Below are 25,701 nucleotides of genomic sequence, written 5' to 3'. Positions count from 1 at the left end.
CAAGGCGTCCTGTTGGGCGCCTTTTCTTTTTCAGGCGGTTGGATGGACGGGAGCTTGCCTATTCCGCAAGCACGCGCGTCGACGGGAACGCGATCTCGACCAGGGTTCCTTCGCCGGGCGTCGAGGTGATGATAAAACGGGCGCGGTTCGCTTCAACCATCGCCTTGGTCAACGGCAGGCCGAGACCGGTGCCGTCGCCGCGCCCCCGTTTCAATGCATTGATCTGTTTGAACGGCTTCAACGCCTGCTCGATCTCGGCTTGGCTCATACCGATGCCGGTGTCGCGCACGCGCATGACGACATCGCCTGATGTCTCATAGGCGGTCGAGACGATCACCTGGCCGCCGGCCTGGGTATAACGGATGGCGTTCGACAGGATGTTGAGGGCAATCTGGCGCACGCTGCGCAGGTCCGCCACCACTTCCGGCAGTCGCGACGCGAAGCTGGAGCGAATGATGACGCGCTCGCGGTTGGCCTGCGGCTGCATCATCGCCACCGTCTCGGCCAGTGTGTCGTTGAGCGACACCGCTTCATAGGCCATTTCCTGCTGGCCGGCCTCGATCTTGGAGATGTCGAGAAGGTCGTTGACGAGATCGAGCACATGATTGCCCGATCGGTTGATGTCGCGCAGGTAATCGCGGTAGCGGTCATTGGCCACCGGCCCGAATTTCTCGTCCACCATCAGTTCGGAAAAGCCGATGATGGCATTGAGCGGCGTACGGATCTCGTGGCTGATGCGGGCGAGGAAATCCGTCTTCTGCGAGGAGGCGCGCTCGGCCACCGCACGCGCCTGGGTCAGGTCCTCCTCGGCCCGCTTCCACTGCGTGATGTCGCGCACCACCGCGCAAAAGCCGCTGTCGTTGGGCAGCCGGCCGATGGTCATGAACAGGGGAATGAAGCGGCCCTGCGCCTCGCGGCCGATGACTTCGCGGCCGTCGTTCAGGACGCTCGCCACGCCGGGCTCGGACAGGCCGTCGAGATAATCGCGCGCCGCGCGCTGGCTTTCGATGGCGAACAGCGAGGCGAACGGCTTGCCGGTCACGTCGTCGCTGTCGAAGCCGAACAGCGCCTCGGCTGGACGGCTTATGGAACGAATCGCGCCGTCACGGCCGATCAGCACGACGCCGTCGGTGGCGGTATCGATGATGGTGCGCATCTCGGCGATGCGCGCCTTGAGCTCGGAAATATCGGGCTGCGTCTGCTCGTCGCCGGCCGCATGCAGTGCCGCCGGTGCCTCATCCTCGCCCGAACGGCGCACCACCAGCATCAGCGCCTTGCCGTCGCGCCACGGAACCGAACGCAGGATAGCCTCGATTGGAAATTCCTGCCCGCCATGCGTCTTCAGCCGCAACGCCCGGTCCGCGCCCTCGGCGGCGCCGTCATGGCCATAGGGATCGGCAAACAGCGCGCCCAGCCCGCCGGCGTCCGCCAGTTCATCGAGCGTCTCATAGCCTGTCAGGACGATAAACTCCTCGTTGGCGTAATGAAGTTCATCCCCGGAATGGATGAGCAGCGGCACGGGCAGCTTGCTCAGGAGCGAGGTGTCGGGAGCCTTGCTCTCGTCTCCGACCGCAAAGGCCGACGGCACGAACCCTTCGAGCTTGAGCGGAGGCACTTTGAGGCGTGGCCGCTCGACCGGAGCCTCCACCGCGTCGCTGGTGCCGGCGGCCCCCTCGGCGGTCGCGGCCTGCTCATCGGACGCGGACGCTTCCTCGTCCCCGACCCAGTCCTCACTGTCCTCGGCATCGCGAAAATCGGCCGATGTCATGCTCTCGTCGTCGGCAATGTCATCGTTGGTGCCGGCGACGGCCGGTTCGCCTGCCGCCGCGACGGGCTCTTCGCTCTCCCGTTCCGTCCGCGCCGCCGCCGGTTCGGAAGCCGGGGTCTCGTCATTGTTGTCGGCGATCGGCGCTGGTTCCTCGCTCCGCTCGGCATAGTCGAGCAGCGAACCCGTCACTCCGGCCACCGTGTCGGCGGGCTCCTCGTCAGCCGTTTTGTCCGGCCGTTCGCCATCAAGCCGGGCGAGATCCTCTGCATCCTCGGCATCGACATCGGTTTCGGACGGCTCAGCCGGTGCGGCTTCGCCCTTTGGCGCAAGGTTTTTGCGGGCGTCCGCTGGTTTCTCGGATGGCCCCGCCGGCGTTGCCGCCTCCGGTTGCCCGGCATCGTCCGGACCCGGTCTTTCGGCCTCCGGCTCGGCCGGGCTGCTTTCCTTCTTCAGCCGCTCGCCGATCTCGCGGAAGGCGCTGCGTTCCAGGGTCGACAGACCCTTGTCGTTAGCCGGCTGGCGATGTTCGGCCAGACGGATCACCTTGTCGGCAAAGCGGCGTTCAGGCTTCGGCACGATGGTCAGCGCCGGCACCTCGCCCCGGAACGGGTCCGATGGCTTCAACTCCTCGGTCTTCGGTTCCTCAGGTGCGGGTTCGACCGGTTCCGACGCCGGGGGTGCCTCGCTGTTGGGCACCAGCGCCATGCCGATCGCTTCAGGGTCGACGACGGCGTCGCCGGCGCGGGCGACGCCGAAACCGCGGAAGCCCTCGAAGGCACGGCTGCGGCCATAGACGGGCAGGGCCGCCAGGTCGACGGGGATCTTCAGGTCCGTGCCGACGACCGGCCACAGCACGGAACGGCCGGACCAGGTGTCGCGCCGCTCCAGGAGGCCGGCGATCTCGCCGGACGCATCGAGCCCGAAGGCCGCCGCGACGTCCCTGAAGCGCCTGCCGATGACGTCCGCTGCCGGCTTGCCGACGACGTCGGCGAATTCCGGCGACAGCGCGCTGAACCTGCCCTCGGCGTCGGTTCGCCAGACGAAACGCATCGGCGCCGCCGTGCGGTCCACGGTCCTGGCGGCCGGGGCTGCCGGAACAACTGGAGCCTGGGCATCGTGCTTCGCGTCCTCGGCTGGACCTTCGGCGGCAGCCGGCGAAAGTGCAGCTTCGGCGTCCGGCGCGGCTGGGCCGCGCGCATGCCTCCCGTCCTCGCCGGCATTGAAATACCAATGGTCGTGCTGTGCCCGCGTACCGTTTGCCGCCGGTTGTCCGGGTTCTGCCGCCGCCGGTTCCTGCACGGCCGCTTCGGCAGCGGCTTGTGCCTTCGGTTCCGAGATATCCTTGGCGACGGCCTGTGAGCGGTTACGTCCTTCGGAACGCTCGGCCGCTGGAGTCCCCTCCGCCAGCGCACGGTCGTCGAGCCTGTTTTCGTCGATCACCACCAGCAAATGTCGCTCAGGCGTCAGTCGGGCGAGGCCCGCCGGATAGGATGTGCCGCCGCCCGGAACCAGGCGCTTGACGATGCGGTCGCTCTCATTCGCGACGTCGGCCACCAGCGCGGCCAGCGTCGCGGGCTCGATGCCGAGCTGCGAAAAGCTCTCCGATGCCGCTTCGACATTGCCGCTGGCGTCGATGAAGGCGATGAAATGACCATCTTCCGTGAAGCCGCTGATGGCCCTGCCGGCGATTTCGGCCGCACTGCGCGAGCCGGTCTGGGTCGCCGGCACCGCCAGCATGATGGCGTTCTCGCCGTCGGGCAGCGTCACAGCGCTTGCAAGGAAGCCGATGGCGCGGCTGGTCATGCCGGTCGCCAGCCTGACCGTGATGCTTCGGTCGCTGCCGATGTCGGGAAATCCACTAGTTGCCATGATCTGGCGGCGGGCGATCAGCGGCAGCCGTGCCTCGGCGCCGATGATGCTTTCGATGTCGGGATAGCCGAACACTGCGGCACCCGGTCCATTGGCCCAGATCACTTGCTCCAGATTCGCCGACAGGATCGCGATCGCGTCGCCGGCGGCGAAGCGCTGGCGGACCGCGTCGAGCACGGCGACGTCAAGAAAGGAATATTCGGACGGCATGCGCTGGCGAAATCCTCATGCAGCGGGCATTTTTGCAGTTAACGCTTTGTTAATAAAAGCCGGCGGCGCGAAGGTCCACAAGCCAGAACGTGCATAGGCCTGAATTTCGGCTCTTGGTTAACGGCCGAGACGGAATCTATGGTGCAGTGCAACAAAGATATTGCAATGCACAAAAATTGCCTTTATATTGCCATCATACATGAACGAGACGGCTTTCCGTCAAAGCCACTACCGCTGAAAAGGATGGAAAATGTCCAGGACCAAGACTGCCGAGACCATCGAAAACGTTGAATTCCCGAGCTTTGACGCTTCCAAGGCCACCGACCAGATCCGCGCTTTCGCCGAGAAGGGCGTTGAGCAGTCGAAGGAGGCTTACGCCAAGCTCAAGACTGGCGCCGAGGAGACCCAGAAGGCCCTGGAATCCACATACGAGTCCGCCAAGACCGTTTCCAGCGACCTGTCGCTCAAGACCGTTGCCGCACTGCGCGCCAATGCCGAAGCGGGCTTTTCGCATCTCGAGGCGCTGATCGGCGCCAAATCGCTGTCGGAAGTCGTGGAGCTGCAGACCGCGTTCCTGCGCAAGCGCGTCGAAATGACCGTCGAGCAAGCCAAGGAGTTCCAGACCGTCGCCTCCAAGGCGGCCGAGGATGTCTCCAAGCCGATCAAGACCGTTTTCGAGAAGGCGATGAAGGACATCAAGGCCGCCTAATATTTGCGCATGATCAGAAGATGTAACAAAAGGTCGCATTTTCTTCGAAATGATCGTGTGTATGATGGCAGCCATCAACGAATACCCGGTCGGCGGAACCTCCTCCCTCCGCCTCCGGGGTGACCAGCCAGCACCTCCTCCCGCTGGCTCGTAACAGGAAAAGGCCGGCACCTCCTCCCGCCGGCCTTTTTCTTGTCCGCAGATCCGCTTCCATGTGGGCAAGTGACCTTTGCTTTGCAAAAGCCTTGAATTAAAATCCATAAGCCCGTAAGGACGCATCGCCGAACGACAGAGCACTCGAGGGGACTACGTTCCGCCGATCCCGCTCAGGCAAACGTGCCGTTGTAGCTCAGCTGGTTAGAGCGCCGGATTGTGGATCCGGAGGTCGCTGGTTCGATCCCAGCCAACGGTACCATCGGCTTTCCTCTAAACAACTGGTTTGCTCAATAAAATTTTGACCGTGGACTTCCGGGCTTGCTCTGTAAAGCGACAGCCTGCTCAGGCTGTCGAAACCGCCGAAGTGATCCATGTGCATATGCGTCACGAAGACGTGTGAGATTCGCAGGATTTCGCGCAGCGAAAGCGTCGAAAGCTCTCCGAGATAGAAAAGGATGGCCCTGTTGCGGAAGCGGAAATCCAGTAGCAGGCCCGGATCGGAAAAAGGTTCGTTTACCAAGCGCGGCTGGACAAAAAGCGTGACCGGGAGAAGACCGCCGCGAGCGATGCTGGCTTCCTCCGTTCAGCTTCTCTTTGCCCGACCGGCATATTGGTCGACCGCGCCGGCCATCTGGAGCATGAGTGTGTCCATGGAGATGGAATTCCCGCCATAGGGGTAGAAGTCGGATTATCGCCTTTCTTCCATTTCTCCCGCAGCTCGGGTTCGGTGATGTCCCAGTCGCGATAGGTCCTTTGCGCCAGTTCGCGCAGTTCTGCGTGCAATTCGGCGGTGGAGGGGCGGCCCCAGTAATAGTAACCGTTGTAGACCTTGAAGACTTCGAGGTCCCGCCCGAGCACGATCGTGTGCGGGATCATCACGTCGTGCGTGGTGTCGGTGTATTCCTTGATGTCCAGGTCCTTCTGCACGAGCCGTTCCTCGTCATAAAGAAAGGGCCAGGGCGCGGAGGTCTGCTGGCGGTAATTGTTGGTCGTATGCCAATCATCCGTGGTGATCGTGACGAGCTGTGTGTAGCCGACGACCAATTGCGAGTGAAACCGCACCAGTTCGAGCATTTGCTGCCGGTCTTTCGGACAGAAGAACCCACGCGTCAGCATCACGATCATCAGCTGGTCGCCCTGCAGGTCCGACAGCCGCCGTGGTGTCTTGGTGTGGTCGGGAAGAACGTAGTCGGGGAACTTCGCGCCAGCCACAATGTCTTGTCTCATTTTCAGTCGCTCCCATCGATCCGGTTCTGTAACTCCCGAACAAAAGACTCCCCCATGTTCCTTGATTCCAGGCAAGCCGATATGACGGCCGTCTGCCGTCGAACCGGCGACCCCATCGAGAGCGCATCCAAGTCGAGTTCGCCATCGACGATCGGCTTGCCGCCCTTTTCCAAACTCGAGCTTCGACCGGTTTTCGGTGCCTGCTTTTGAGTTCGTCAATCACTCCCTTGATCATCGCTAAACGGATTTCCGCGTAACCGCCGTGTAGCGCGTGATGGCACCCTCGTCGGGATCCTCTCGCCGAAAATGCACGGTAGCGTCGGCTGCGGCCGACAATCCGCCGCTTTCAAAGTGTCGGCTCGGGAGAACGTGTTGTAGCCCGGCAAAACCGCAGCGCTGATCCGTTCAGCGAATTCCGCTGGCCAGTCACCAGGCCGAAATACGGACGCGCCGGTCACGCCATGCGTGATGACCTTGGTCATTGCCAGCCGGGTAGGAAGCACGCCGCCAAAGAAATCTTTTGGGCCTGCGAGGGACGCTGCAGATGTCCGATGATCCACACCTTTGGGCTACATGCCCTGCAAAAGTTCGAGATCATCACACATGCGGTGTAACGAACCAGGTCATTGGCCAGAAGCTGAGGAGGTGCCAGTATATGGACCAGCGCACGCTTTGCGCGGTTAGGCCATGGCCGTCCTCTTAATCGCGAGATTGCAGATAGGTCCCATCATGCCCCCTGCTTTTATGACATCGAAGTTGGCAACCGTCGTGGCGATGATTGCTACCGTCGCCATTCTTTACGTCGCCAAGGAGGTCCTGCTGCCATTGGCAATAGCGGTCCTTCTCACATTTGCGTTGGCGCCGATTGTTTCTTTGCTCCGAAAGTTGAAGCTGCCGCGAATGATCGCTGTGCTTGGCGCGGTTGCATCGGCCTTCGTCCTCGTGTCGCTGTTCAGCCTGATCGTTGCCACGCAGGTGAGCCAGGTCGCGCAGGACATTCCGACATACCAATCCAACATCCTCGAGAAGATTCGGACTTTGAAAGAAACAGGATCCGAAGACGGCCTTATCAGCCGGCTCGGCAAGGTGTTCGAGCGCGTCAACACTGAGATAAACAAATCCCAATCCAGCGGGCAGGCAGATGTGGAGCAAACCACGAAGCAGCAGGATCCGCTTCTGGTTCAGATATTCTCGCCCCAGCGTCCGATAGAGACGCTGAGGAACATCATCGAGCCGCTGATCGGACCACTCGCCACGACCGGCCTTGTCATCATCGTGGTGATTTTCATGCTGCTCGAGCGTGAAGAATTGCGGGATCGATTCATTCGCCTTGTGGGCTACAGCGATCTCCATCGCACGACCCAGGCATTGCAGGATGCAGGCAGTCGCGTCGGACAATATCTGCTCATGCAATTGGTCGTGAACATCGTCTACGGCGTGCCCCTTGCGATAGGTCTTTGGTTTCTTGGCATTCCCAATGCCCTGCTATGGGGCATGTTGGCCGTTGTCTTGCGTTTCGTACCCTTTATCGGTCCGGTTATCGCGGCGGTGATACCTTTGTTTCTTGCCTTCGCAGTGGCTCCCGGCTGGAGCTTACTGGTATGGACTGGCGCTCTCTTCATCTTGGCCGAGCTCGTAATCAGCAACATCGTCGAGCCCTGGCTTTACGGCTCGCACACGGGCCTCTCGCCGCTGGCGATCATCGTAGCCGCCGTTTTCTGGGCTTGGCTATGGGGCCCGGTCGGCTTGGTGCTGTCGACGCCGTTGACCGTCTGCCTTGTCGTGCTTGGACGGCACGTGCCCCAGTTCGAATTCCTGCAGATCCTGTTTGGCGATGAGCCGGTGCTTGACCCGAAGGAGCGTCTGTACCAGCGGCTTCTTGCCGACGATATCGACGAAGCCACCGACAACGCGGAAGAAATGCTCGAGGAGAAATACCTGATCGAGTTCCACAGCACGGTTGCGATTCCGGCGTTGCTGCTTGGTGAACAGGACCGGGCTCGGGGCGCACTGACGGCAAGTCAGTTGGCGAACCTTGCCGAAAACGCCCGCACCCTGGTGGCCAACCTCAACGAGATCGCCGCGGAGGAAGAAGAAGAGGAAGAAGACGAGCACGCGGAAAAAGAAGGCGCGAGCGCGGATCCGGGCGAAGAGGATGAGGATCAAGCCGAGTTTGCGCCTGATCTCCCGGATGGTGCTGGGAAGTCAGTGCTGTGTATCGGCGGGCGCGGAGACCTCGACGATGTGGCCGCTGCGATGCTCGCGCAGGTCATTTCGATCGAGGGTGCGGATTGCGTGGCCGCGAGCCACCGTGACCTCCTCCCCGCGCGGATCCGGAAACTTCCGCTTGAAGCTCGCGACGCAGTCGTCGTGGGCTTCCTCAACCGCGATTCGTTCAAACACGCGGTGTTCGTCGTGAGGCGCTTGAGGCGACTCGCACCGCGTGCACGCATCGGAATCGCGCTCTGGCACGACACCCATGACAAGCCCAGGGAGGATGCGGCGGGCCTCGCCGAGCAATTGGAAGCGGACTTTGTTGCGTTCAACGTGGTCGACTGCGTGACGGGTGCGCTTTCAAACGAAGAACCGCGTCAAGTGAAAAAGAGAAAGCAAAGAAATCTAAGGCGGCCTCGCGCTCGTCAGGGCGTGGCGGCGACGGTGCAATTGGACGATTCGTTGGCTCAGCCGGTGCGGTGATCGTCAACGGCACGGCCTCTTTTTGGACCAACTTCGGCTACCTGATAATGATCATGTGAGCGGTACCTCTGGCACCGGCAGGTAGTTTCGAAAGTTCGCTGGCAATCGCGCATCCACAGCGAACATCCGGGTGTTCGCTCTCCGTTCGACCTTAAGCAGATTCTGAAACAGCTCTTGTTCCGGCCCCAATTACGGAATCCTACCTATCTGGTACATTCGACGACGCGCGCTTTCGACGGTGTTCGAGCAGGAAGGGCGGTGCCGGATTATCTGCTGCCCGGCTTTCGCTGGGCCTGAAATCTAAACGGAGACGGGTGCGATCAACTCCAGAGAAACGAGTTCGCGCGCGACTTCGTCCCAGTCGGCGCAGATGGTTCGGGCGCCAGCCACGCGCAGTTTCTCGGCATGCCCCGGATAGGTGTGGCCGCCGCCGATGAAGCCGATCGCCGTCATGCCGGCGGCGACTGCGCCCTGCACGCCGAAAGGCGAGTCCTCGACAACCGCGCAGTGCTTCGGTTCGATGCTCATCTGATCCGCGGCGAACAGGAAGATGTCGGGGGCGGGCTTCCCGCGCGCGACCATTGACGATGAGAATATGTTCTCGCCGAAGAATCTCGCGAGCCCTGTGACCGAAAGGCTGTGATGTATCCGCTCCAGCGAGGAGGATGAGGCGACGCAGCGGGGATTGGACAGCTGTTCAAGGAAGGGCTTCAGGCCCGCCATCGGCTGCAGACTTTCGGTGAAGAGCGCTTTCACCTCGTCCCATAAATCCGTGGTCTGATGCTCCTCAAGACGATGGCCGGTCGTGAGCCTGATGCGCTCCAGGATGTCGGTCTGCTTCATGCCGACGCATTGCAGGACCGCCTGCGGGTCGAGTTCCATGCCGTGTTTCGAATAGACCCGCCCGTAGGCAAGCGCCGCCAGCGGTTCGCTGTCGACCAGCACGCCGTCGCAGTCGAATATGATCAATGTGTCTTGCATGCTCGCTCCGGTTTGCGCGCCAGGTGTCACAGGCCGCGTAGCGCTTCAAGAAGTTCGTCGTGAATGAGCCCGTTCGAGCCGACCTTCTGCGTGTCCTCGTCTGTGGAGTCGACACCTGAAAGCGTGGTGACCTTGCCTCCTGCTGCGCGTAGCAGCGGCATGGCAGCCGCGTAGGACACGACGTCGGCCTTGATCGAAACCGCCGCATCGAGCTGGCCGGCGGCGACCATCGAATATTCAAAGGCCCCTGAGACGATAACGCGCACGCCGCGCGCGCCGACGCCGAGCCGCCGCACGATCTCTGCGGTGCGCGCCACCTCCTCGGCCGAAAAGTGCGACGTCAGCACGACGGCAATGACCGCATCGGCCAGTCTTGCAGTTGTCGACACATTGGCCGTCTTGCCGTTGACGGTCGCGATCCCCTCGCTGGTGTAGTGCGCCTCGAAGCCGGCGGCGGGCGCGACGGTCAGGCCGACCTTCGTCACACTCTGCTCCTGATAGGCCATGGTGACGGAGAACCACGGCAGGCCGCACGCGTAGTTTATCGTGCCGTCGAGCGGGTCGACGATCCAGCGGCTTTCGCCCAAGATTCCCGTCGTGCCGGCTTCTTCCGACAGGATGGAAGCTTGCGGCGTAAGCGCGCGCAGCCCGTCGATGACAATGCGCTCCGAAGCGAGATCGGCGGCGGTGACAATGTCCAGCCCTTCCTTGCGCGTGACGTCGAGGCGCTCCTCGCGCATCGACATCAACGTCGCGGCTGCCTTGCGTGCGATGGCATCGGCGTCTTTCAGGATTTGACGGTAGTCGCTCATGTCTCGTTTTTCCCGGGGTAGTCGACATCGGTGATGAAATCGTGGGCGGGGCCGAAATCGCCGATCGGGACGACGTGCGAAACGACACCGGTCTGCGGCGACCAGGCGTGCAGGGCGAAGGCCGGCGATTCGAAGATGAAGCGATTGGGCTCGCCCGGACGAAGATCGAGCGCGACCTGGTGCGCGACGCCCGGCGCGACGAAGCCGACCGTGCCGGCAAAGCGCGTGGTGATGGGCCGGTGATAGTGCCCGCAGGCCACACGCTCGATTTCGGCGTGGGACCTGATCATGTCGCGGAAGCCGTCGCCGACGACGCACATCATGATGTCCATGCCGTGCACGCCGACGGGAAAGGGCGGATGGTGCATGAAGACGAAGGTCGGGCGGCCGTCGCCCTCGGCGAGCCGCTTACCGAGCCAGGCTTCGCGCCGCTCGCAGATCGCACCACCGTCCTCGCCCGGCTGCACCGTGTCCAGCCCGATGAGGCGGACCGGAAGGTCCTCGATCGTATAATGCAGGAAATCCGGCGACTGGCTCAGATAGGGGAATTTCGGCGCCATCACCTCGCGCATTGTCTCACGCCGGTCGTGGTTGCCAGGGATAACGAAGACGGGCATGGGCAGGGCCGACAGCATGTCGGCGACCAGCGCATACTCTTCCGGGCGACCGCAATCGGCGAGATCGCCGCTGACGAGGATGCAATCAGGCGCTGGATCGAGCGCGGCGACGGTCGCGATGGCACGACGAGTCATGGTGTTGGTCTCGAGACCCTCATAGGCCATCTGGCCGTCGGGTCGGATATGAAAATCGCTGATCTGTGCAATGAGCATCGGGAGGTCCGGCAGTGTGAAGGGAGGGCTGACACAAGAAGGGCGCCACATCGGCGCCACCTTAAAGGGGGCGCCAGCCGAAGCCGGCCGGCGCGCGTGGCATGGCGACTTATTTCATGAGTGCCTGTGTTTCGGAGACGAGGCTGTCGAGCCCGTCCTTGATGGATACGTCGCCGCTCATGACCTTGCTGATGATCTCGCGCTGGGTGCGCCAGATGCGGACCGTGTTGCCCGCCGAATAGCCGGGCCACGGGCGCGACAGTGCCATCTGCTTGGCAACGGTGGCGTAATTCGGGTTCGCTTCGTAGAACGGGCCGAGATAGTCGGTCCCGGTGGCGGCCTTGTTGGTCGGGAGGTAGCCGCTCATCTTCACGACCTGCTCCTGCGCCTTGGGGCCGGTGACGAATTTAAGGAATTCCCAGGCCGCCTTCTGCTTTGCCGGGTCGGAGGCAGTGATCACCGCCGCGTTGCCGCCTGTGGGCAGGCCACCCTTTTCCTTGTCGTCGACCGGGAAGACCGCGGTACGCAGCTTGAATCGGTCGCCGATCAGTTCGGTATCCTGGCTGAGACGGGCAGGCGTATCGAAGAAGATGCCAATCTGGCCGGCGATAAAGGCCTGGCGCGACTGATCCCAGTCGATCAACGGCATGCCGGCATCGGTGACGAAGCTGCGGAAATATTCCAGCGCCTTCAGGCCGTGCTCGTCGCCGAAGGCCACCTTGCCGTCCTTGGTCAGCTCGCCGCCGCCCTGCATCAACATGGCGTCCCAGAGCCATTCGTCGGGCCAGTCATGAATATTGTAGGCGAGGCCGGCGATGCCGGAACCTGTGGCCTTGATCTTCTTGGCGAGTTCCATGATGCCCGGCCAGTCGGTGGGCATGTTGTCGGGATCGCCGCCGGCCTTTTTAACCAGGTCGGCATTGTAGAACATGATCGGCATGGAAGCGTTGAAGGCCAGTCCGTAGAGCTTGCCGTCCACCCGGCCGAGGTCGAGAATGTTGTCGGCGTAGTTGGCGTCGCGCCATTCCTTGGACTCGGCGTCCATCATCGTGCCGAGGTCCAATATCTGGTTGCGCGCCTTCAGCTTGCCGACCAATTCATGCAGGACGTGATAGCCCGAATAATAGACGTCGGGCAGGTTGTTGGTGATGGAGGCCCGCAGCATGGCCTGGTGGCCTTCGTCGTAGCTGGCCGCCGGCGCGCGGAACTGGATCTTGATGTCGGGATGTTCCTTCATGAATTCCGCGGCCAGCGGCTCATGGAACTTCGCGAAGGCCGGGAATGCGTAGTAGACGTCGAGCGTCACGGGAGACTGGGCCAGCGCTGTCGACGCCGCTCCCAGCAATACGGCCGAGGCCGCGATGATCTTTGACAGGAATTTCATTAAGGCTTTCCTCCGGTTATGCGATTTGCCCGATGCTCTTGAGGCGATGATGCCGCCTTGCCCCGCGAAAGGTGTGGGGGAACGGCGCGACCGGGCTTCTAGCCGCGCCAGTTGTCAGTTTTATTTCACGCCGGTCATCGTGACGCCCTCGATGAAGCGGCGGCGTGCGAACAGGAACGCGAGCAGCAGAGGCGCGGTCAGGATGGTCGCGGCGGCGGTCAGTGCGCCGTAGTTGGTGCCGGCTTCGGCGTCCGAGAAGAACATCATGCCGAGCGGCGGCGGCGCCAGGTTGACGTCGGATATGACGATTAGCGGCCAGTAGAGGTCGTTCCAGTGCGCGACGAAGGAAAACACCGCGAAGGCGGCGATCGCCGGCATGGCGCTGGGCGTGACGATGCGCCACACGATCTCGAACTCGCTCATCCCGTCGAGCCGCGCGGCATGAATGATGTCGTCGGGGAAGGAACGGAAAAACTGCCTGAACAGGAAGATCGCGAAGACTGAGAGGAAGAAGGGCACCATCATGGCGAAATAGGTATTCAGCAGGTCCATCTTCGCCAGCGCGATGTAGATCGGCAGCGCCGGCACCTGTTCGGGCACGCATAGGCCGAGCAGGACGAGGACGAAAAGCAGGTTGCGGCCCGGGAACTTCAGCTTGGCCAACGCGTAGGCGCATGGGATGGCGACCAGAAGCTGGATGATGAGGATGCCGCCGCACACTATGACGCCGTTGAGAGCGAAGCGCAGCAGCGGCGCGCTGGTCAGCGCCATCGCATAATTCTCGAAGCCGTAGAAATGCTTCGGCCAGATCCTGAGCTGGGCGTTGAACACCTCTTCCGGCGGCTTGATCGAGGTCACCAGCATCCACAGGAAAGGCAGGAGAATGAAGGCCGCGCCGGTGATCAGGATGCCGTGAGTGATGAACAGAGAGGCGAAGCGCCGGCCGGCGGAGCCAGCTGGTGTGGTTGTTGTGCCCGTCATCGCGGGAGCAGTGATGGTTGTGTCGGTCATCAGTAATGCACCCTGCGGTCCATGACGACGGTCTGGAGGATCGAGAAGACCAGAATGAAAATGAGGAAGATGAAGGTGAGGACCGACGCATACGCCATGCGGAAGTACTGGAAGCCTTCGAGGTAGACTTTGTAGAGCAGGACCTCGGTCGATCCCACCGGACCGCCATGGGTCAGCACCGCCACCGTGTCGAACACCTTGAAGGCGGTGATCGAACTGGTGACGATGACGAACATGGTCGTCGGTCCCAGCAGCGGCCACGTGATCGTCAGGAAGCGGTCGATTTCGCCGCCGCAGCCGTCGATCTCGGCGGCTTCGTAGAGGTCCTTTGGAATGGTCGAGAGGCCGGCCAGAAACAGGATCATATTGAAGCCGACCAGTTGCCAGATGCCGATCACGGCAAGCGTCGGCAGCGCCAGCGAGGGATTGCTCAGGAAGGCGACCTCGCCGATGCCGAGCCAGCGCAGCACCGCGCTCACCGGGCCGAGGCTGGGGTGCAGCAGGAACTGCCACACCGTCGCCATGGCGATGAAGGTCGAGGTCACAGGCAGGAAGTAGATGATTTCGTAGAGCGAGCGGGTGCGCCTGCGGCGGTGAACGAGGACGGCGACGAGCAGCGACAGGATCACCGAGCCGGGCAGGACGATCGCGACGTAGACGAGCGTGTTCTTGAGTGCGCGGCGGAATTCCGGATCGGTCAGCGCGTCGGTGATGTTTTGCAGGCCGACATAATGGACATCGACCTCGCCGAGCTCGTAGTCGGTGAAACTGAGATAACCGAGCACGCCGAGCGGCACGAGAATCGTCAGCACCAGCAAAAGCAGGGCAGGCAGCGCGAAGCCGCCGGCGACCAGCCTCTCGATGAAGGCCTGCCGGGCACCGGGCCGGGCGGGCGGAGCGGGGACCGCGGTCAGGCTCATGATGCGCGCGCTCCCTCTGCGAGGCGCAGCTTTCCCTTGGCGGCGGTGGCCGCGTCTTGGGAAACTTGGGGTTCCACGCGGTTTCCGGCGGCATCGAAGACATGGCAGGCCGAGGGATGGAACAAGAGTTCGGTGTTCTCGACCTCACCGTCCGGCACGCCCGCGCCTATGCGCGAGGTCACCAAGATCCCAGGGAGCGAGGGAACATCGAAATGCAGGATCTTCTCGGAGCCGAGATGCTCGCTGCGCCGCAGCTTCGCCGGAAGCGGGACCTGGTCCGCCGACTGGCCCGAGACCGCGCCGGGCAGGATCATTTCCGGGCGGACGCCGATCGTCGCTTTCTCTCCGGCGGGGAGGGCGGTGCCGATCGGCAGAGGCTTTCCGAGCAATTCCAGCCGCCCACCGACCCCCACCGTCACGGGAATCAGGTTGATCGTCGGGCTGCCGATGAACTGGGCGACCTGGACGTTGGCCGGCCTGTCGTAGAGTTCGTCGGGCGTGCCGAGTTGAAGGATGTCTCCGCCTTCCATCATGGCGACCCGGCTTGACATGGTCATCGCCTCGACCTGGTCGTGCGTGACGTAGACGAATGTCGCGCCGAGTCTCTGGTGAAGCTCGGCCAGCTCGCTACGCATGTGGACGCGCAGCTTGGCGTCGAGGTTAGAAAGTGGCTCGTCCATCAGGAAAGCGGCGGGCTGGCGCACCATGGCGCGACCGAGCGCGACGCGCTGACGCTGGCCGCCGGAGAGCTGGGCGGGCTTGCGCTCTAAAAGAGGTTCAATCTGAAGTTGCGCCGCGATGCCCCTGACCTGCTTGCCGATCTCCTGCATCACCTTGCGGCGCCGGGACGAGGTAGGCGGACGAGCGGCAGGCGCTCGTAGAGGCTAAGCCCGGTCATCGTCAGGGGCAGCGCCATGTTGTTGAAGACGGACATGTGCGGGTAGAGCGCGTAGCTCTGGAACACCATGGCGATGCGCCGCTCATGCGGCCTCAGATGATCGATCGGCGCGCCATCGACGAGGATCGAGCCCGAGGTTTGCGGCTCGAGGCCGGCGATGATGCGGATGAGCGTCGATTTTCCGCAGCCGGAGGGGCCGACAAGCGTCAGGAACTCGCCATCGTTGATGGACAGGTTGATGTCTTTGAGAACCCGGTGGGGCCCGAAGGACTTCGAAAGGTTCTTTATTTCCACTGCAACCACTGGGGTTGCTCCGTTTCGCGAACAATTGGGTAGAGGCGCTATCTCGGTGGATAGACCTCATGCACGACATCACCGATGAAAAAGGGTGTGAGGCCCGGAATTTCATGAGGCCGCACGGTGAAATCGGACCCGGAAAAGTCGTAGACGAGCACGCCCAAGGTGGCTTCTCCGGCCATCCCTTCCGGCTGCAAGTGCGCCTCGACGAGGAAGCCGGACGACGGCCCCCACAGGTACCGGACGCCGCCGAGTTGACGATCGTAGAGTTTGTGCAGGTGGCCGCTGGCCACGAAGGCCACGTCGTAGCGGCGCACCATGTCGAGCAGTTGCGCGCGAGGCTCGGGAGTGGGCGCCCAGTATCCAACGTCGCCTTCGGTCGGCTCGCCGATGAAGAGCGGGCGATGGGTGAACCAGCCGATCCGGCGCCCGGACGCTTCGCGCATGGCGTTTTCCAGCCACGCGATCTGCTCCGTTTCGGCCGGCTCGTCGCTGCCGAACAGCATCGAATCGAGTCCGATCAGGCGCCAGCCCTCGATGTCGCGATGCCACCAGTCCGGCCCGAAATGACGTCGCCAGCGGGCCAGGCGTTCTGCGTTGACTGGCTGATAGAGATGCTTGGGCTCGCCCACGTCGTGATTGCCCGGCACGGCGAGATAGGGCAGTCCGATGGAGTCCATCATCTCGGCGCAATAGCGCATGTCCTCCTCGACATCGGCGCCATCCACGGTGACGTCGCCTGTATGGATAACGAGGTCGGCATCGCTTTCCTTCAGCCAGTCGAGGAGCGGCTGGCTGTTGGCATGGAAATGTCGCTTGCCAGGGCTGAGATGGGTATCGGAAATCTGCACTATTCGCGTCATCGGACGTTCTGGAACCTTTGCCGGTCTCGCGGCGTTGATCTCGTCGTTTTGAAAAAAGCGCCTGAAGCCGGATGCACTCTTTCCCTTGCATGTGAAGGTGTGACGACGACGTCGGATTTTTAGGTCCAGGACGCGGCGTCTCCCGCAGGAAAGGCTCACTCGGTTGAAACGGCTTGGACCGGCATATTGAACCTCCCATCGTGTTCTCCGTCCGATGCCCATTGTCAGGGCATTCTGAGGTGCGGAAAACTTCCTCCAGCTTTCGAATGAAAAAAATTTCACAGCTTGATAAAAATATCAAGACAAAAATCGCGACCGTAGCCGCACCTCGAACTGCGGCGCCTAGAGGGTGCTGCCGAAGCGGTGCAGATCGACCAGACCGAGATCGAGTATTTGAGCGCGGCCGTGAACCGCTACTTCAAAGAGAAGCTGCGCCCCCAGGATTTGCTGTATGCGTTCTGGGGCGTGCGGCTGTTGTTCGACGACGGCAATGGGAACCCTTCGGCGGTTACGCGCGACTACGTCTTCGACCTTGACGAGACCGGGGGCACGCCACTGTTCAATGTCTTCGGCGGCAAGATCACGACCTTCCGGAAATTGGCCTAGCGCGGCCTCCATCGCCTCGAACATATCTTTCCGCAGATGGGGGCGACTGGACCGCGAGTGTGCCGCTGCCGGGCGGCAACATGCCGAACGCGGACTTTGAGCCTTTCGTCAACGGATTGTGCAAAACATGGCCGTGGATGCCGCGCGCCCTCGTTCATCCTTACGGTGGCTCTACGGCACGCGGCCAGGAGGTGGTGGGCGCCACGGCTGGCATGTCCGACCTCGGGCAGCACTATGGCGGGCTGCTCTACGACTCGGAAGCGCGTTACCTGGTGGCGAGGGAGTGAGGGCGCACGCCCGAGGACATCCTCCCGCGGCATGGCGGCCCTCTTGGGACGACTTGCTGTGGGTCATAAGCTGGATGGTTTGACCGGCGCTAGCTGCCAAGCCAGTCCCGGACAACTCCGTTGAATTCGCGTGGGCGATCGATCATGACCATGTGAGCGGCATTGGCGAAAATGTGCATGTCGGCTTGCGGCGCGCGTTCCAGCAGCTTGATGCCGCGCGCCACCGGCACGGTTTCGTCGCAGCCTGACCAGGCTATGAACAGCTTGGCCTGCATGGTGGGCAAATGCGGAAGGAGATGGTCCTCCTGGATCTGGGTATATTCGGTGTCGTCCTTTTTCCGGGCAGCCTGCTTGAAGCGCTCCAACTGACCGGACTCGCAGGCCAGGCGGTAGTTCTTTTTTAGCAGCTCCACGAACTCCGGCGGATTCTTCGTGCTTAGCCTCGCATTGGTTCGCAGAAAGTCTTCCTCGGTGTCGCATCCCTCGAGCACATTATACGCTGCTGCCGCTGCTGCCTGCCAAGCGTGGTCCTCATTTCCGCCGAGGCGCGGGGAGGTCGCACCGCTGCTCACGACGACCACCTTATCGACCAGACCCGGCTTTTCAACGGCGAGCATTGCCGCGATGAAACCGCCTTCGGAATGGCCGACGAGCGCGCATCGGGTAATGCCGAGCGCTTCGATGAATGCTGAAACGTGATGCCGCCTTTCGAGGCGGGGAACGTGTTTCCCGTCCACCGGCGCATCCGAGAGACCGAAGCCGACCAGATCGGGCGCCAGCACCCGGAAGTCATGCGCGAGTGCCGGGATGGTGTTGTGCCAGGTGGACCAGGCATCGATCGCCAGTGACGAGCCGTGCAGAAGGATCACGGCCGGTCCGCTGCCAGCTTCGAAATAGCGCGTACGGATGCCGCCCGCCACGACATAATTCTCCTTCACCGTCGCCGCGGGTAGCGGCGGACGGGCGGCGTCTCGCGCTTTCAAGCGCCGCCGATCAGCTGACGGATTGGTTTTCAAGCTGTTCGATCATCCCGAGCGCGAACTGGGCGGCTTTGCGTACATGCTTTTTTGCAAGCCGCTCGGCATCCGATGCCCTGCGGTTCACCAGGGCGTCGAGCAGGGCTGCCAGCTCTTCCTGAGATGCCTTTCGCCGCTCTGCATCGGAAAGAGAAATCATGCGCAACTGTGAGGCCCGCATATGGATGCTGCGAAGCATCCGTTCCGCCTCGGAATTGTTCGCGCCCGCTATCAAGACGTCGTAGAATCTAGTCTTTGCAGCTATCATTTCGCGCGCCACACCGACGCGATAGGTTTCCATCAGCTCGTCATACACGCCCCGACAACGCGTGATATGATCGTCAGTCGCATTCTCGCAAAACAACCTGCATACAAGCGCCTCCAGCGCCTCGCGAAGGTCAAAAATGTCCTTCGCGATCTTGGGATCGACGACAGAGACGATAAGCCCCCGGTTGGGCAGGTTCGTGACCAGGCCCTCGTTCTCGAGCTCGCGCATCGCTTCCCTGAGCGACGTCCGTGAAACGCCCATGCGCTCGCAAAGCGTGCGCTCCACCAGCCGCTCTCCCGGCGCCAGTTCTCCGACGACGATGGCGTTGCGGATGGTATCGGCCACCTGCGTGTACAGGCGCGGCGGAGCATGGACTCGCAGATCATACACGGCGGATTTGCTCCTTTGAAACCTGCGCGGACGAGTGCAATTTCACAAGCATATCAGCTTACCGCAAGCATTGTGCTTCATTCAGTGGCCTGAGGCGTTCAGCGGCCGTGGCTCGTAGGCCCCGTCGATGCGGTCGATATGTTCGGGGGTAAGCACTATGTCCAATGCTGCGACTGCCTCGTCGACATGGTCTGTCGAGGTCGCTCCGAAGATGGGCGCGGTAATGCCGGGGCGCGCCAATGTCCAGGCGAGAGCCACCTGCGCCGGTGTCTTTCCGATGTCGGCGGCAACGGCAGCGACGGCTTCGCGCACGGCGTGGTCGCCGTCGCGGTGGTAATATTTCTGCGTATAGTCGTCGCTTTTCGTGCGCGCCGTCTGCTGGCCGGGATTGCGGCGGTCCGCGGCAAGGAAGCCGCGCGCGATCGGGCTGAACGGTATCAGGGCAACATCATCGTGGCGGCAGTAGGCAAGCAGTTCCCGCTCGCACTCCCGATGAGCGGGATTGTATTCGCATTGCATCGAGATGAATGCCGGAAGGTCGCGTGCGCTGGCAGCCGCACGGCATTTTGCGAGTGTCCAGCCGGGCATCGTCGTGACGCCTACATAGAGCGCCTTTCCGGCGCGCACGATATCCGCCATGGCATCGACCAGTTCGTCGAGGTCGGTGTCCTTGTCCCAGATATGCGTCTGGAAGAGGTCCACGTGATCGGTTCCAAGGCGGACCAACGAATCGTCGATTGCCTTGAACAGGTGCTTTCTGGAGTAGCCGCGGCCGTTGCAATGCGCGGCCATCGGGTTTCCCGCCTTGGTGGCGATGACGAAGCTGTCGCGCGGCTGCTTGAGAACGAGTATCTGGCCGAGAATGCGTTCACTCTCGCCAGCCGAATAGAAGTCGCAGGTGTCGAAGAAGTTGATGCCGTGGTCGAGGGCGCGCGCAACGATCGGCGCCGACGCCTTCTCATCGAGCACCCAGGCCCGCCATCCCGCGGATCCGAATCCCATCGCGCCGAGGCATAGCCGGGACACCTTCAGATTGCTCTTGCCGAGCCTGACATAGTTCATGTGTCGATCCGTTGCTTGCGTGATGAGGATTTGGCGTTCTGCCCGGAGTCCCGCAGCAGCGACAGCGCGAAAGCCGCGGATCTTTCGACATACCCGCGCGTGAGCTTTTCGGCGAGGTCGGCATCGCGCGCGCGCAGCGCGTCGAAAATGCCGTGGAGCAAGGCCATCGTATTCCTGCGCCGTTCAGCCGAGGCGACGCGGGTGGTGACGGTGCGCAGATAGGTGACGCGGCCATGCAGGAGAAAGGTCATTTGCCTCGTGATGTCGTTGCCTGCGCCTTGCATGATGATGTCCCACACCGCGTCGAGCTTCTCAGCATGCTGCCTGGCAAGCTCGGAGGTGTCGGTTTCGCCTGCTTCCGAAATACGCCGCGCCAATTCGTCCATTTGTTCCTGGCTGGCCCGTTCGACAAACAGGCGCGCCATGGCCGATTCCAGGATTGCGCGGGCCTCGTAGATCTGCCGGACTTCCCGTTCCGACAAGCGGGTCACGAACATGCCCTTGCCGGCTACCCGAGTCACAAGCCCTTCGGACTCAAGCTGGCTCAGCGCTTCCCGAATGCTTGTGCGGCTTACGCCGGTCTGCTCGGCGAGCTTCCGTTCCACCAGCTTGTCACCCGGCTTGAACACTTCGTTGAACAACGCCTCGCGCAGCGTGACAACGGTCTGCTCGCGCAATGTCGGCGAATCCGCAATCGACCAGTCCGTCCATTCATGCATGGCGGCGTCCTCTCCCGTCGTTCCTTCCATGACAGCTACGCGTTCGACTCTTTCATCACAAGTAGCCGATTCAAATACGGTTGACCATATGCCTGTCTGTCGGTATACCAAAAAAATCGAGTTCGAACGAGGGACCTGGGATGGCGCCGATGCGCACCAAAGACGATCTCATCGCCTATGAGAGAAGCGGTAAGGGCCATCCTCTCGTGCTGGTGCACGGTGTCGGCGCCAACCTGCAAAGCTGGGACGACGTCAGCCTCCAATTGGAGGGCAGCTTCGACATTATTCGCTCCGACCTGCGCGGTCATGGTCAGTCCGCGCACATCGATTCGGAATATTCCGTCGAGAAGTTTGCCGCCGATATCGTTCGGGTGATGGAGGACGCCGGCGTGCCCAAAGCCCATCTGGTCGGCTTTTCATTGGGGGGCTTGATCGCGCAAGAACTGGCCTGTTCCTATTCGGACCGGTTTGAGCGCGTCGTGCTTCTTTCCGCAGTTGCGGGGCGCACCCCCGCCGAACGTGAGAAGGTTGTGGCGCGCCTGCAGATGATCCGCGACGGCGGTATGGACGCAGTCGTTGGTGCTGCGCACGACCGCTGGTTCACCAAGGAATTCGCCGAGCGCCATCCCTATGTGATCGAGCGGCGAATTGCCGAGCTCAAGGCTGTCCACGTGCCGTCTTACCTGGAGGCGTATCGGGTGTTCGGCCTTACCGAACTGGTGGATCGGCTTCCCGAGATCAGACAGCCAACGCTGGTGATGACAGGCGAATTCGATCAGGGGTCGAATGTCCGGATGGCCGAGACGATGCACCGGCTGATCCCCGATTCGGAATTACGCATTCTGGCCGGCCTGAAGCACAGCGTCCTGGTCGAGGCATCCAAGCTGGTGTCCGACCATGTGCGCGAGTTCCTTTTGCGTCCACGCTGAAAATGAAGGGAAGACGAATGAACGAGACGCTATTTGAGCGTGGGCTGGAGCGGCGCAAGGCGACGCTCGGCAGCGAATATGTTGAAAATTCGCTGAGCAAGGCAACCGAGTTTTCCAAGGGCTTTCAGTCATTTATCACAGAATATTGCTGGGGAACGGCCTGGGGCGACGACAGGCTGGATGCCAGGACCCGCAGCATGCTGAACATCGTCATGATTGCCGCGCTCAACCGCATGCATGAGTGGGAACTGCATTTTCGCGGCGCCCTTCGCAACGGGGTCACCCGTGACGAGCTGGACGCGTTGATAACCCATCTCACGATTTATTGCGGCGTTCCTGTCGGCGTCGAATGCCATCGCCTCGCCAACCGCGTGCTTGCCGAACTCGCAGCCGGCGGAGTGGAAAAATGACTGGGGTCCTGATGCGCAAGATCGTCGATTTCGTCGAGGACACGCTGATCGAAGGGGGCGCGTCGCGCCGGTTCCGCTTCGCATGGCCGCCTGCGCGGCGGTAATCCGTAATCCCTGGGCAGGATCGGCATTCGTCGAGGACCTGCAACCGCACATCATGGAGCACGCCAAGGCTCTCACGGATGCCCTCGTGCCTCGCCTGGTGGCGATCATGGGCGGTCCGGACAGGATAGAAGCGTTTGGAAAGTGCGCGGTGACCGGGACGGACGGCGAAGTCGAACACGCGGCCGGCCTGATCCACACGCTGCATTTCGGCAATGTCTTCCGCATCGCCGCTGGTGGCGATTCCTTTCTCCCGTTCACGAACAAGCGTGCCGGCGCCGGCACCGCGCTCACCGTTCCCTTGACCCACAAGGACGCTGAGAAGAAGGGAAGCCGCGCTCATTTTCTGACCGTGGAATTCACCATTCCCGACGCGCCTGCGGATGACGAGATCGTCATCGCCTTGGGCGCCGCGAGCGGCGGGCGTCCGCACCATCGCATCGGCGATCGGTTCAACGACATGCGGATCATGGGAGTCGATCAGGCCGGCCGGCCGCTGCCAGCCGAGAGCAAATAACGCGCAAGCCTCCGGGTCCTTGCCCGGAGGCCAATAACGGCAATGCCGATAATATCGGGAACTGAACCAACGGAGGATTTGTCATGGATAGAAGGCAATTTATGGCCGCCGTCAGCGGCTTCGCAATCGTGGCCTCTTTGCCGGCGGTAGCGCTGGCTCAAGATACCCAGCCGGTCACCGGCGGCACGCTCAACGTCGGCTTCATCAGCGACGTCCGCACGCTCGACCCGCTTCAGTCGTCGCAATGGACCGAGCGGCAGATCCTTTTCCTGATATTCGATACGCTTCTCGAGACCGAGGCGGACTTCTCCCTGAAGCCTGCCCTGGCGAAAAGCTGGGAGTTTTCGGACGACGGCAAGCGCGTGGTCCTGAAGCTGCAGGAAGGCGTGAAGTTCCATGACGGCACACCGTTCAACGCCGAGGCCGTGAAATGGAACCTTGATGCGCGTCTCGATCCGAAAGGCAACTCATCGCAGCTCAAGTTGCTGGAAGGCGTCAAGAATGTCGAAGTGCTGGACGAATTCACCGTCGCCATCGACATGAAGGAACCTTATCCGCCGCTGCTGGCGCTGTTTGCCGACCGCGCAGGGCTGATGGCTTCGCCAACTGCGGCCAAGAAATACGGCAGCGACGTCGGTTCCAATCCTGTCGGGACCGGTCCGTTCGTTTTCGGCGAATGGGTCCGCGGGTCGCGCATCGCGCTCACCAAGAACGACAGCTATTGGCAGAAGGGAATGCCATATCTCGACGGCATTACCTTCCATGACATTCCGACGAACGTCGTCGGCATTCAGCGCATGGCCATCGGTGAACTGGATTTCATAAGCCAGCTTGATCCGTTGGATACGCGCCTTTCCAAGGCCAGCCCGGACATCGAGCTTGTGCCGTCGAAGGGTGGCGTCTGGTATTCCTACCAGTGGCGGTGGGACGCCGAGCCATATAACAAGCCGGAACTGCGCCAGGCCATCGCGCATGGCCTCAACCGCGACCGCATCAACCAGATCATATGGGCGGGGCAAGGCAAGATTTCCGACAGCTTCACGCCAGACGGCCTGTGGTGGACCCCAACCGATCTGGTGCACTACGAATACGATCCGGAAAAGGCGCGCAAGATCGTGGCTGATTCCGGCCTGAAGGGCACCACCATCAAGCTTGCGGCGCCAAGCGGCGATACGCTGCGACGCTTTGCCGAACTTGCCAAGGAAGACCTCGACGCGATCGGCCTCAACATTGAGCTCGAGCCGGTCCCCCAAAGCGACTACTACGCAAAGGCGGTCTCAGGCGAGATACGCTTCACGCCGATGCGCTGGACGCAACGGGCGGATCCCGACGGCCTGATCCACTATCTCTTCTCCAGCAAAGGCACCGCGAACTCCACGGGCTACAAGAATGACCAAGTGGACAAATGGATCGATGAAGCGCGGGTAATTTCCGATCAGGCGCGCCGCAAGGAATTGTACGAAAAGATCCAGCGTCAGATTTCTGCCGATCTGCCTTACATGCCCGTCGGGTTCAGCATCGAATTCAACGCCATGCGCAACACCGTCAAAGGGTTCGCTCCGATGCCGGACGAGATCCCGCGGTTCCGTTACGTCTGGAAAACGCAGGCCTGATCTTCATGCTTTGCCGCGGCGCGCCGCGCCGCGGCGTCTGGCGCGGGTGGACCCGGTCCCGCCTGCAACCGGTAGAGGAACTTGATCGCCATTATGACCGCCGCCCATCGGATGTGCCCCAACCGCCCGCTTTGCGAGACGGGCTCCCCGGAGACGTTTCTTCAATCCTTCGCGATGAACTGAGGCCGGCATGCTTGCGCTTGTACTTTCCCGCATAGCGATCATGGTTCCGAACGTTATCGTTCTGACGTTTCTGCTGTTCACGTCGGTGACGTCCTTTCTGGGGACGCCGGCGGCGATCATGCTGGGGGAGAACGCATCCCCCCAATCGATCGCCGAACTCAACGCGAAGCTAGGCTTCGACCAGCCCATCCTGTCGCGTTACTGGAACTGGATCAGCGCCGCATTGTCGGGCGACCTGGGCCGGTCTTATTCCACCCAACAGCCTGTCGCGCAAATGATCGCGGATGCCCTTCCTCTAACGCTTGAGCTGGCATCCTGGGCGATCCTCATCGCATTCCTGGGGGCCACGCTGATCAATTCGGCGACGTTCATGAAAAAGCTGGTGGACCGGCTCACCGCCGCCGTCAGCATCGTCGGCATCACCGTGCCCAATTTCTTTCTCGGACTGCTGCTGATCTACCTTTTTTCGGTTCAGCTCCGCTGGCTGCCGACGACCGGATGGTCGCCGTGGTCACGGGGCGCCGGGCAGCATCTCATCCACATGATCCTGCCCGTCATCACGCTTACGACCTTTTATTTCAGCTCCTTCACGCTCGTCTATAAAGCCGAATACCAGTCGGTGAAAGGCAGCCTCTACATCCAGGCCGCGCGTTCGAAGGGGCTGTCCGAGGCGCGCATTTCCTACCGGCACATTCTGCCCAACAGCATATTGCCCTTGATCACCTATGCCGGTCTTTCGCTTGGACAACTGGTTGGCGGCGCGGTCGTCACCGAAACCGTCTTTTCGATGCCGGGCATGGGCCGGCTTCTGGTGGAAGCGATCTCGTCCCGGGATTTTCCTGTCATGCTGTCGGTTGGAATGGTGATCATCGTCGGCGTGATGATCCTCAACCTTGTGGCGGACGTGACCTACAGCCTCGTCAATCCGCTCGTGCGAACATCGGCTTAGCATCCAATGAGAAAACTT

21 protein-coding genes, 1 tRNA gene and 4 pseudogenes are annotated in these 25,701 nt (G+C 61.8%); 10 read left to right on the top strand and 16 right to left on the bottom strand.

The window, feature by feature from the left end; translation table 11 throughout:
• Nucleotides 1-58: 58 nt before the first annotated feature.
• Nucleotides 59-3,847 carry a PAS domain S-box protein gene (locus ACIU1A_RS20135; protein WP_404925089.1) on the bottom strand — a complete coding sequence of 1,263 codons (3,789 nt, stop codon included), beginning with the start codon at nucleotides 3,845-3,847 and terminating at the stop codon, nucleotides 59-61.
• A gap of 250 nt (nucleotides 3,848-4,097) precedes the next feature.
• On the opposite strand from ACIU1A_RS20135, the gene ACIU1A_RS20130 reads away from it, so the two are divergent.
• Nucleotides 4,098-4,556: a phasin gene (locus ACIU1A_RS20130; RefSeq protein WP_140498518.1), complete on the top strand. Its 459-nt coding sequence runs from the start codon at nucleotides 4,098-4,100 to the stop codon at nucleotides 4,554-4,556.
• Nucleotides 4,557-4,894: 338 nt separating this feature from the next.
• A tRNA-His gene (locus tag ACIU1A_RS20125) sits at nucleotides 4,895-4,971 on the top strand.
• Nucleotides 4,972-5,061: 90 nt separating this feature from the next.
• Here the strand turns inward: ACIU1A_RS20125 and ACIU1A_RS20120 are convergent.
• The 3 genes and pseudogenes from ACIU1A_RS20120 to ACIU1A_RS20110 form a co-directional block, all read right to left on the bottom strand.
• Nucleotides 5,062-5,232, bottom strand: a pseudogene (locus ACIU1A_RS20120) (MBL fold metallo-hydrolase); the annotation flags it as partial.
• Entirely contained in the window at nucleotides 5,226-5,939 is a 714-nt protein-coding gene (locus ACIU1A_RS20115; RefSeq protein ID WP_404925088.1) for a redoxin domain-containing protein, read from the bottom strand. The gene ACIU1A_RS20115 and the pseudogene ACIU1A_RS20120, both read right to left, overlap by 7 nt.
• Before the next feature lie 215 nt (nucleotides 5,940-6,154).
• Nucleotides 6,155-6,499 carry a DUF3182 family protein gene (locus ACIU1A_RS20110; protein ID WP_404925087.1) on the bottom strand — a complete coding sequence of 115 codons (345 nt, stop codon included), beginning with the start codon at nucleotides 6,497-6,499 and terminating at the stop codon, nucleotides 6,155-6,157.
• Between the two features lie 169 nt (nucleotides 6,500-6,668).
• On the opposite strand from ACIU1A_RS20110, the gene ACIU1A_RS20105 reads away from it, so the two are divergent.
• Together ACIU1A_RS20105 and ACIU1A_RS20100 are read left to right on the top strand one after the other, a co-directional pair.
• Nucleotides 6,669-8,636 (top strand): AI-2E family transporter, encoded by a 1,968-nt coding sequence (locus tag ACIU1A_RS20105; RefSeq protein WP_140513410.1) that lies wholly within the window; start codon nucleotides 6,669-6,671, stop codon nucleotides 8,634-8,636.
• Nucleotides 8,633-8,695 (top strand): hypothetical protein, encoded by a 63-nt coding sequence (locus tag ACIU1A_RS20100; RefSeq protein ID WP_224619724.1) that lies wholly within the window; start codon nucleotides 8,633-8,635, stop codon nucleotides 8,693-8,695. The genes ACIU1A_RS20105 and ACIU1A_RS20100 overlap by 4 nt, the downstream gene beginning before the upstream one ends.
• A 241-nt stretch (nucleotides 8,696-8,936) precedes the next feature.
• Here ACIU1A_RS20100 and ACIU1A_RS20095 read toward each other — a convergent pair whose 3' ends face one another.
• The 8 genes and pseudogenes from ACIU1A_RS20095 to ACIU1A_RS20060 all read right to left on the bottom strand — a co-directional run bounded on the left by ACIU1A_RS20095 (nucleotide 8,937) and on the right by ACIU1A_RS20060 (nucleotide 16,854).
• The gene (locus ACIU1A_RS20095; protein WP_140567202.1) at nucleotides 8,937-9,617 is read right to left on the bottom strand and encodes an HAD family phosphatase; all 681 of its coding nucleotides are present in this window, start codon (nucleotides 9,615-9,617) and stop codon (nucleotides 8,937-8,939) included.
• 26 nt (nucleotides 9,618-9,643) lie between these two features.
• Nucleotides 9,644-10,429, bottom strand: coding sequence for an inositol monophosphatase family protein (locus ACIU1A_RS20090; RefSeq protein WP_404925086.1), 786 nt, complete (start codon nucleotides 10,427-10,429; stop codon nucleotides 9,644-9,646).
• Nucleotides 10,426-11,259 carry a phosphodiesterase gene (locus tag ACIU1A_RS20085; protein WP_404925085.1) on the bottom strand — a complete coding sequence of 278 codons (834 nt, stop codon included), beginning with the start codon at nucleotides 11,257-11,259 and terminating at the stop codon, nucleotides 10,426-10,428. The genes ACIU1A_RS20090 and ACIU1A_RS20085 overlap by 4 nt, the downstream gene beginning before the upstream one ends.
• A 109-nt stretch (nucleotides 11,260-11,368) precedes the next feature.
• Nucleotides 11,369-12,643: an ABC transporter substrate-binding protein gene (locus ACIU1A_RS20080; RefSeq protein ID WP_140513416.1), complete on the bottom strand. Its 1,275-nt coding sequence runs from the start codon at nucleotides 12,641-12,643 to the stop codon at nucleotides 11,369-11,371.
• A 120-nt stretch (nucleotides 12,644-12,763) separates the two neighbouring features.
• Entirely contained in the window at nucleotides 12,764-13,624 is an 861-nt protein-coding gene (locus tag ACIU1A_RS20075) for a carbohydrate ABC transporter permease (RefSeq protein WP_140525325.1), read from the bottom strand.
• 29 nt (nucleotides 13,625-13,653) lie between these two features.
• Nucleotides 13,654-14,568 (bottom strand): carbohydrate ABC transporter permease, encoded by a 915-nt coding sequence (locus ACIU1A_RS20070; RefSeq protein ID WP_404927975.1) that lies wholly within the window; start codon nucleotides 14,566-14,568, stop codon nucleotides 13,654-13,656.
• A 2-nt stretch (nucleotides 14,569-14,570) separates the two neighbouring features.
• Nucleotides 14,571-15,775: pseudogene (locus tag ACIU1A_RS20065) on the bottom strand (ABC transporter ATP-binding protein).
• 38 nt (nucleotides 15,776-15,813) lie between these two features.
• Nucleotides 15,814-16,854 carry a metallophosphoesterase family protein gene (locus ACIU1A_RS20060; RefSeq protein ID WP_404925084.1) on the bottom strand — a complete coding sequence of 347 codons (1,041 nt, stop codon included), beginning with the start codon at nucleotides 16,852-16,854 and terminating at the stop codon, nucleotides 15,814-15,816.
• A gap of 123 nt (nucleotides 16,855-16,977) precedes the next feature.
• Here ACIU1A_RS20060 and ACIU1A_RS20055 point away from each other — a divergent pair.
• A pseudogene (locus ACIU1A_RS20055) lies at nucleotides 16,978-17,522 on the top strand (glycerol-3-phosphate dehydrogenase); the annotation flags it as partial.
• A 92-nt stretch (nucleotides 17,523-17,614) separates the two neighbouring features.
• Here ACIU1A_RS20055 and ACIU1A_RS20050 read toward each other — a convergent pair.
• From ACIU1A_RS20050 to ACIU1A_RS20035, 4 genes are all read right to left on the bottom strand, one after another.
• Entirely contained in the window at nucleotides 17,615-18,541 is a 927-nt protein-coding gene (locus tag ACIU1A_RS20050; RefSeq protein WP_140513424.1) for an alpha/beta fold hydrolase, read from the bottom strand.
• Complete coding sequence (locus ACIU1A_RS20045; protein WP_140498504.1) at nucleotides 18,519-19,199, bottom strand: GntR family transcriptional regulator; 681 nt, start codon at nucleotides 19,197-19,199, stop codon at nucleotides 18,519-18,521. Before ACIU1A_RS20045 ends, ACIU1A_RS20050 begins: the two co-directional genes overlap by 23 nt.
• A gap of 81 nt (nucleotides 19,200-19,280) precedes the next feature.
• Nucleotides 19,281-20,261 (bottom strand): aldo/keto reductase, encoded by a 981-nt coding sequence (locus ACIU1A_RS20040; protein WP_404925083.1) that lies wholly within the window; start codon nucleotides 20,259-20,261, stop codon nucleotides 19,281-19,283.
• A complete protein-coding gene (locus ACIU1A_RS20035) occupies nucleotides 20,258-20,938 on the bottom strand; it encodes a GntR family transcriptional regulator (RefSeq protein ID WP_404925082.1) in 681 nt (226 codons plus the stop codon). The genes ACIU1A_RS20040 and ACIU1A_RS20035 overlap by 4 nt, the downstream gene beginning before the upstream one ends.
• A gap of 191 nt (nucleotides 20,939-21,129) precedes the next feature.
• Between ACIU1A_RS20035 and ACIU1A_RS20030 the strand changes: the two genes are divergently transcribed.
• The 5 genes and pseudogenes from ACIU1A_RS20030 (at nucleotide 21,130) to ACIU1A_RS20010 (ending at nucleotide 25,683) form a co-directional block, all read left to right on the top strand.
• The gene (locus ACIU1A_RS20030; RefSeq protein ID WP_404925081.1) at nucleotides 21,130-21,909 is read left to right on the top strand and encodes an alpha/beta fold hydrolase; all 780 of its coding nucleotides are present in this window, start codon (nucleotides 21,130-21,132) and stop codon (nucleotides 21,907-21,909) included.
• Nucleotides 21,910-21,926: 17 nt separating this feature from the next.
• Complete coding sequence (locus ACIU1A_RS20025) at nucleotides 21,927-22,319, top strand: carboxymuconolactone decarboxylase family protein (protein ID WP_404925080.1); 393 nt, start codon at nucleotides 21,927-21,929, stop codon at nucleotides 22,317-22,319.
• A pseudogene (locus ACIU1A_RS20020) lies at nucleotides 22,316-22,938 on the top strand (amino acid synthesis family protein). Before ACIU1A_RS20025 ends, ACIU1A_RS20020 begins: the two are co-directional and overlap by 4 nt.
• 101 nt (nucleotides 22,939-23,039) lie before the next feature.
• On the top strand, nucleotides 23,040-24,551 hold the full coding sequence (locus ACIU1A_RS20015) for an ABC transporter substrate-binding protein (protein WP_181171806.1): 1,512 nt from the start codon (nucleotides 23,040-23,042) through the stop codon (nucleotides 24,549-24,551).
• 190 nt (nucleotides 24,552-24,741) lie between these two features.
• Nucleotides 24,742-25,683: an ABC transporter permease gene (locus ACIU1A_RS20010; protein ID WP_140513435.1), complete on the top strand. Its 942-nt coding sequence runs from the start codon at nucleotides 24,742-24,744 to the stop codon at nucleotides 25,681-25,683.
• The last annotated feature ends 18 nt before the right edge of the window (nucleotides 25,684-25,701 follow it).

This window comes from Mesorhizobium maamorense, from assembly GCF_044998965.1.
In the GTDB taxonomy this organism is placed as follows: Bacteria; Pseudomonadota; Alphaproteobacteria; order Rhizobiales; family Rhizobiaceae; genus Mesorhizobium.
Note: the sequence above shows the minus strand (reverse complement) of the source record. Positions and strands in the feature narration are given on the sequence as shown.

What these genes read in the sequence shown, in the direction of transcription:
- ACIU1A_RS20135 (WP_404925089.1), bottom strand. Translation starts at nt 3,847, where the DNA reads ATGCCGTCCGAATATTCCTTTCTTGACGTCGCCGTGCTCGACGCGGTC.
- ACIU1A_RS20130 (WP_140498518.1), top strand. Translation starts at nt 4,098, where the DNA reads ATGTCCAGGACCAAGACTGCCGAGACCATCGAAAACGTTGAATTCCCG.
- ACIU1A_RS20115 (WP_404925088.1), bottom strand. Translation starts at nt 5,939, where the DNA reads ATGAGACAAGACATTGTGGCTGGCGCGAAGTTCCCCGACTACGTTCTT.
- ACIU1A_RS20105 (WP_140513410.1), top strand. Translation starts at nt 6,669, where the DNA reads ATGCCCCCTGCTTTTATGACATCGAAGTTGGCAACCGTCGTGGCGATG.
- ACIU1A_RS20095 (WP_140567202.1), bottom strand. Translation starts at nt 9,617, where the DNA reads ATGCAAGACACATTGATCATATTCGACTGCGACGGCGTGCTGGTCGAC.
- ACIU1A_RS20090 (WP_404925086.1), bottom strand. Translation starts at nt 10,429, where the DNA reads ATGAGCGACTACCGTCAAATCCTGAAAGACGCCGATGCCATCGCACGC.
- ACIU1A_RS20085 (WP_404925085.1), bottom strand. Translation starts at nt 11,259, where the DNA reads ATGCTCATTGCACAGATCAGCGATTTTCATATCCGACCCGACGGCCAG.
- ACIU1A_RS20080 (WP_140513416.1), bottom strand. Translation starts at nt 12,643, where the DNA reads ATGAAATTCCTGTCAAAGATCATCGCGGCCTCGGCCGTATTGCTGGGA.
- ACIU1A_RS20075 (WP_140525325.1), bottom strand. Translation starts at nt 13,624, where the DNA reads ATGACGGGCACAACAACCACACCAGCTGGCTCCGCCGGCCGGCGCTTC.
- ACIU1A_RS20060 (WP_404925084.1), bottom strand. Translation starts at nt 16,854, where the DNA reads ATGGGCATCGGACGGAGAACACGATGGGAGGTTCAATATGCCGGTCCA.
- ACIU1A_RS20040 (WP_404925083.1), bottom strand. Translation starts at nt 20,261, where the DNA reads ATGAACTATGTCAGGCTCGGCAAGAGCAATCTGAAGGTGTCCCGGCTA.
- ACIU1A_RS20030 (WP_404925081.1), top strand. Translation starts at nt 21,130, where the DNA reads ATGCGCACCAAAGACGATCTCATCGCCTATGAGAGAAGCGGTAAGGGC.
- ACIU1A_RS20025 (WP_404925080.1), top strand. Translation starts at nt 21,927, where the DNA reads ATGAACGAGACGCTATTTGAGCGTGGGCTGGAGCGGCGCAAGGCGACG.
- ACIU1A_RS20015 (WP_181171806.1), top strand. Translation starts at nt 23,040, where the DNA reads ATGGCCGCCGTCAGCGGCTTCGCAATCGTGGCCTCTTTGCCGGCGGTA.
- ACIU1A_RS20010 (WP_140513435.1), top strand. Translation starts at nt 24,742, where the DNA reads ATGCTTGCGCTTGTACTTTCCCGCATAGCGATCATGGTTCCGAACGTT.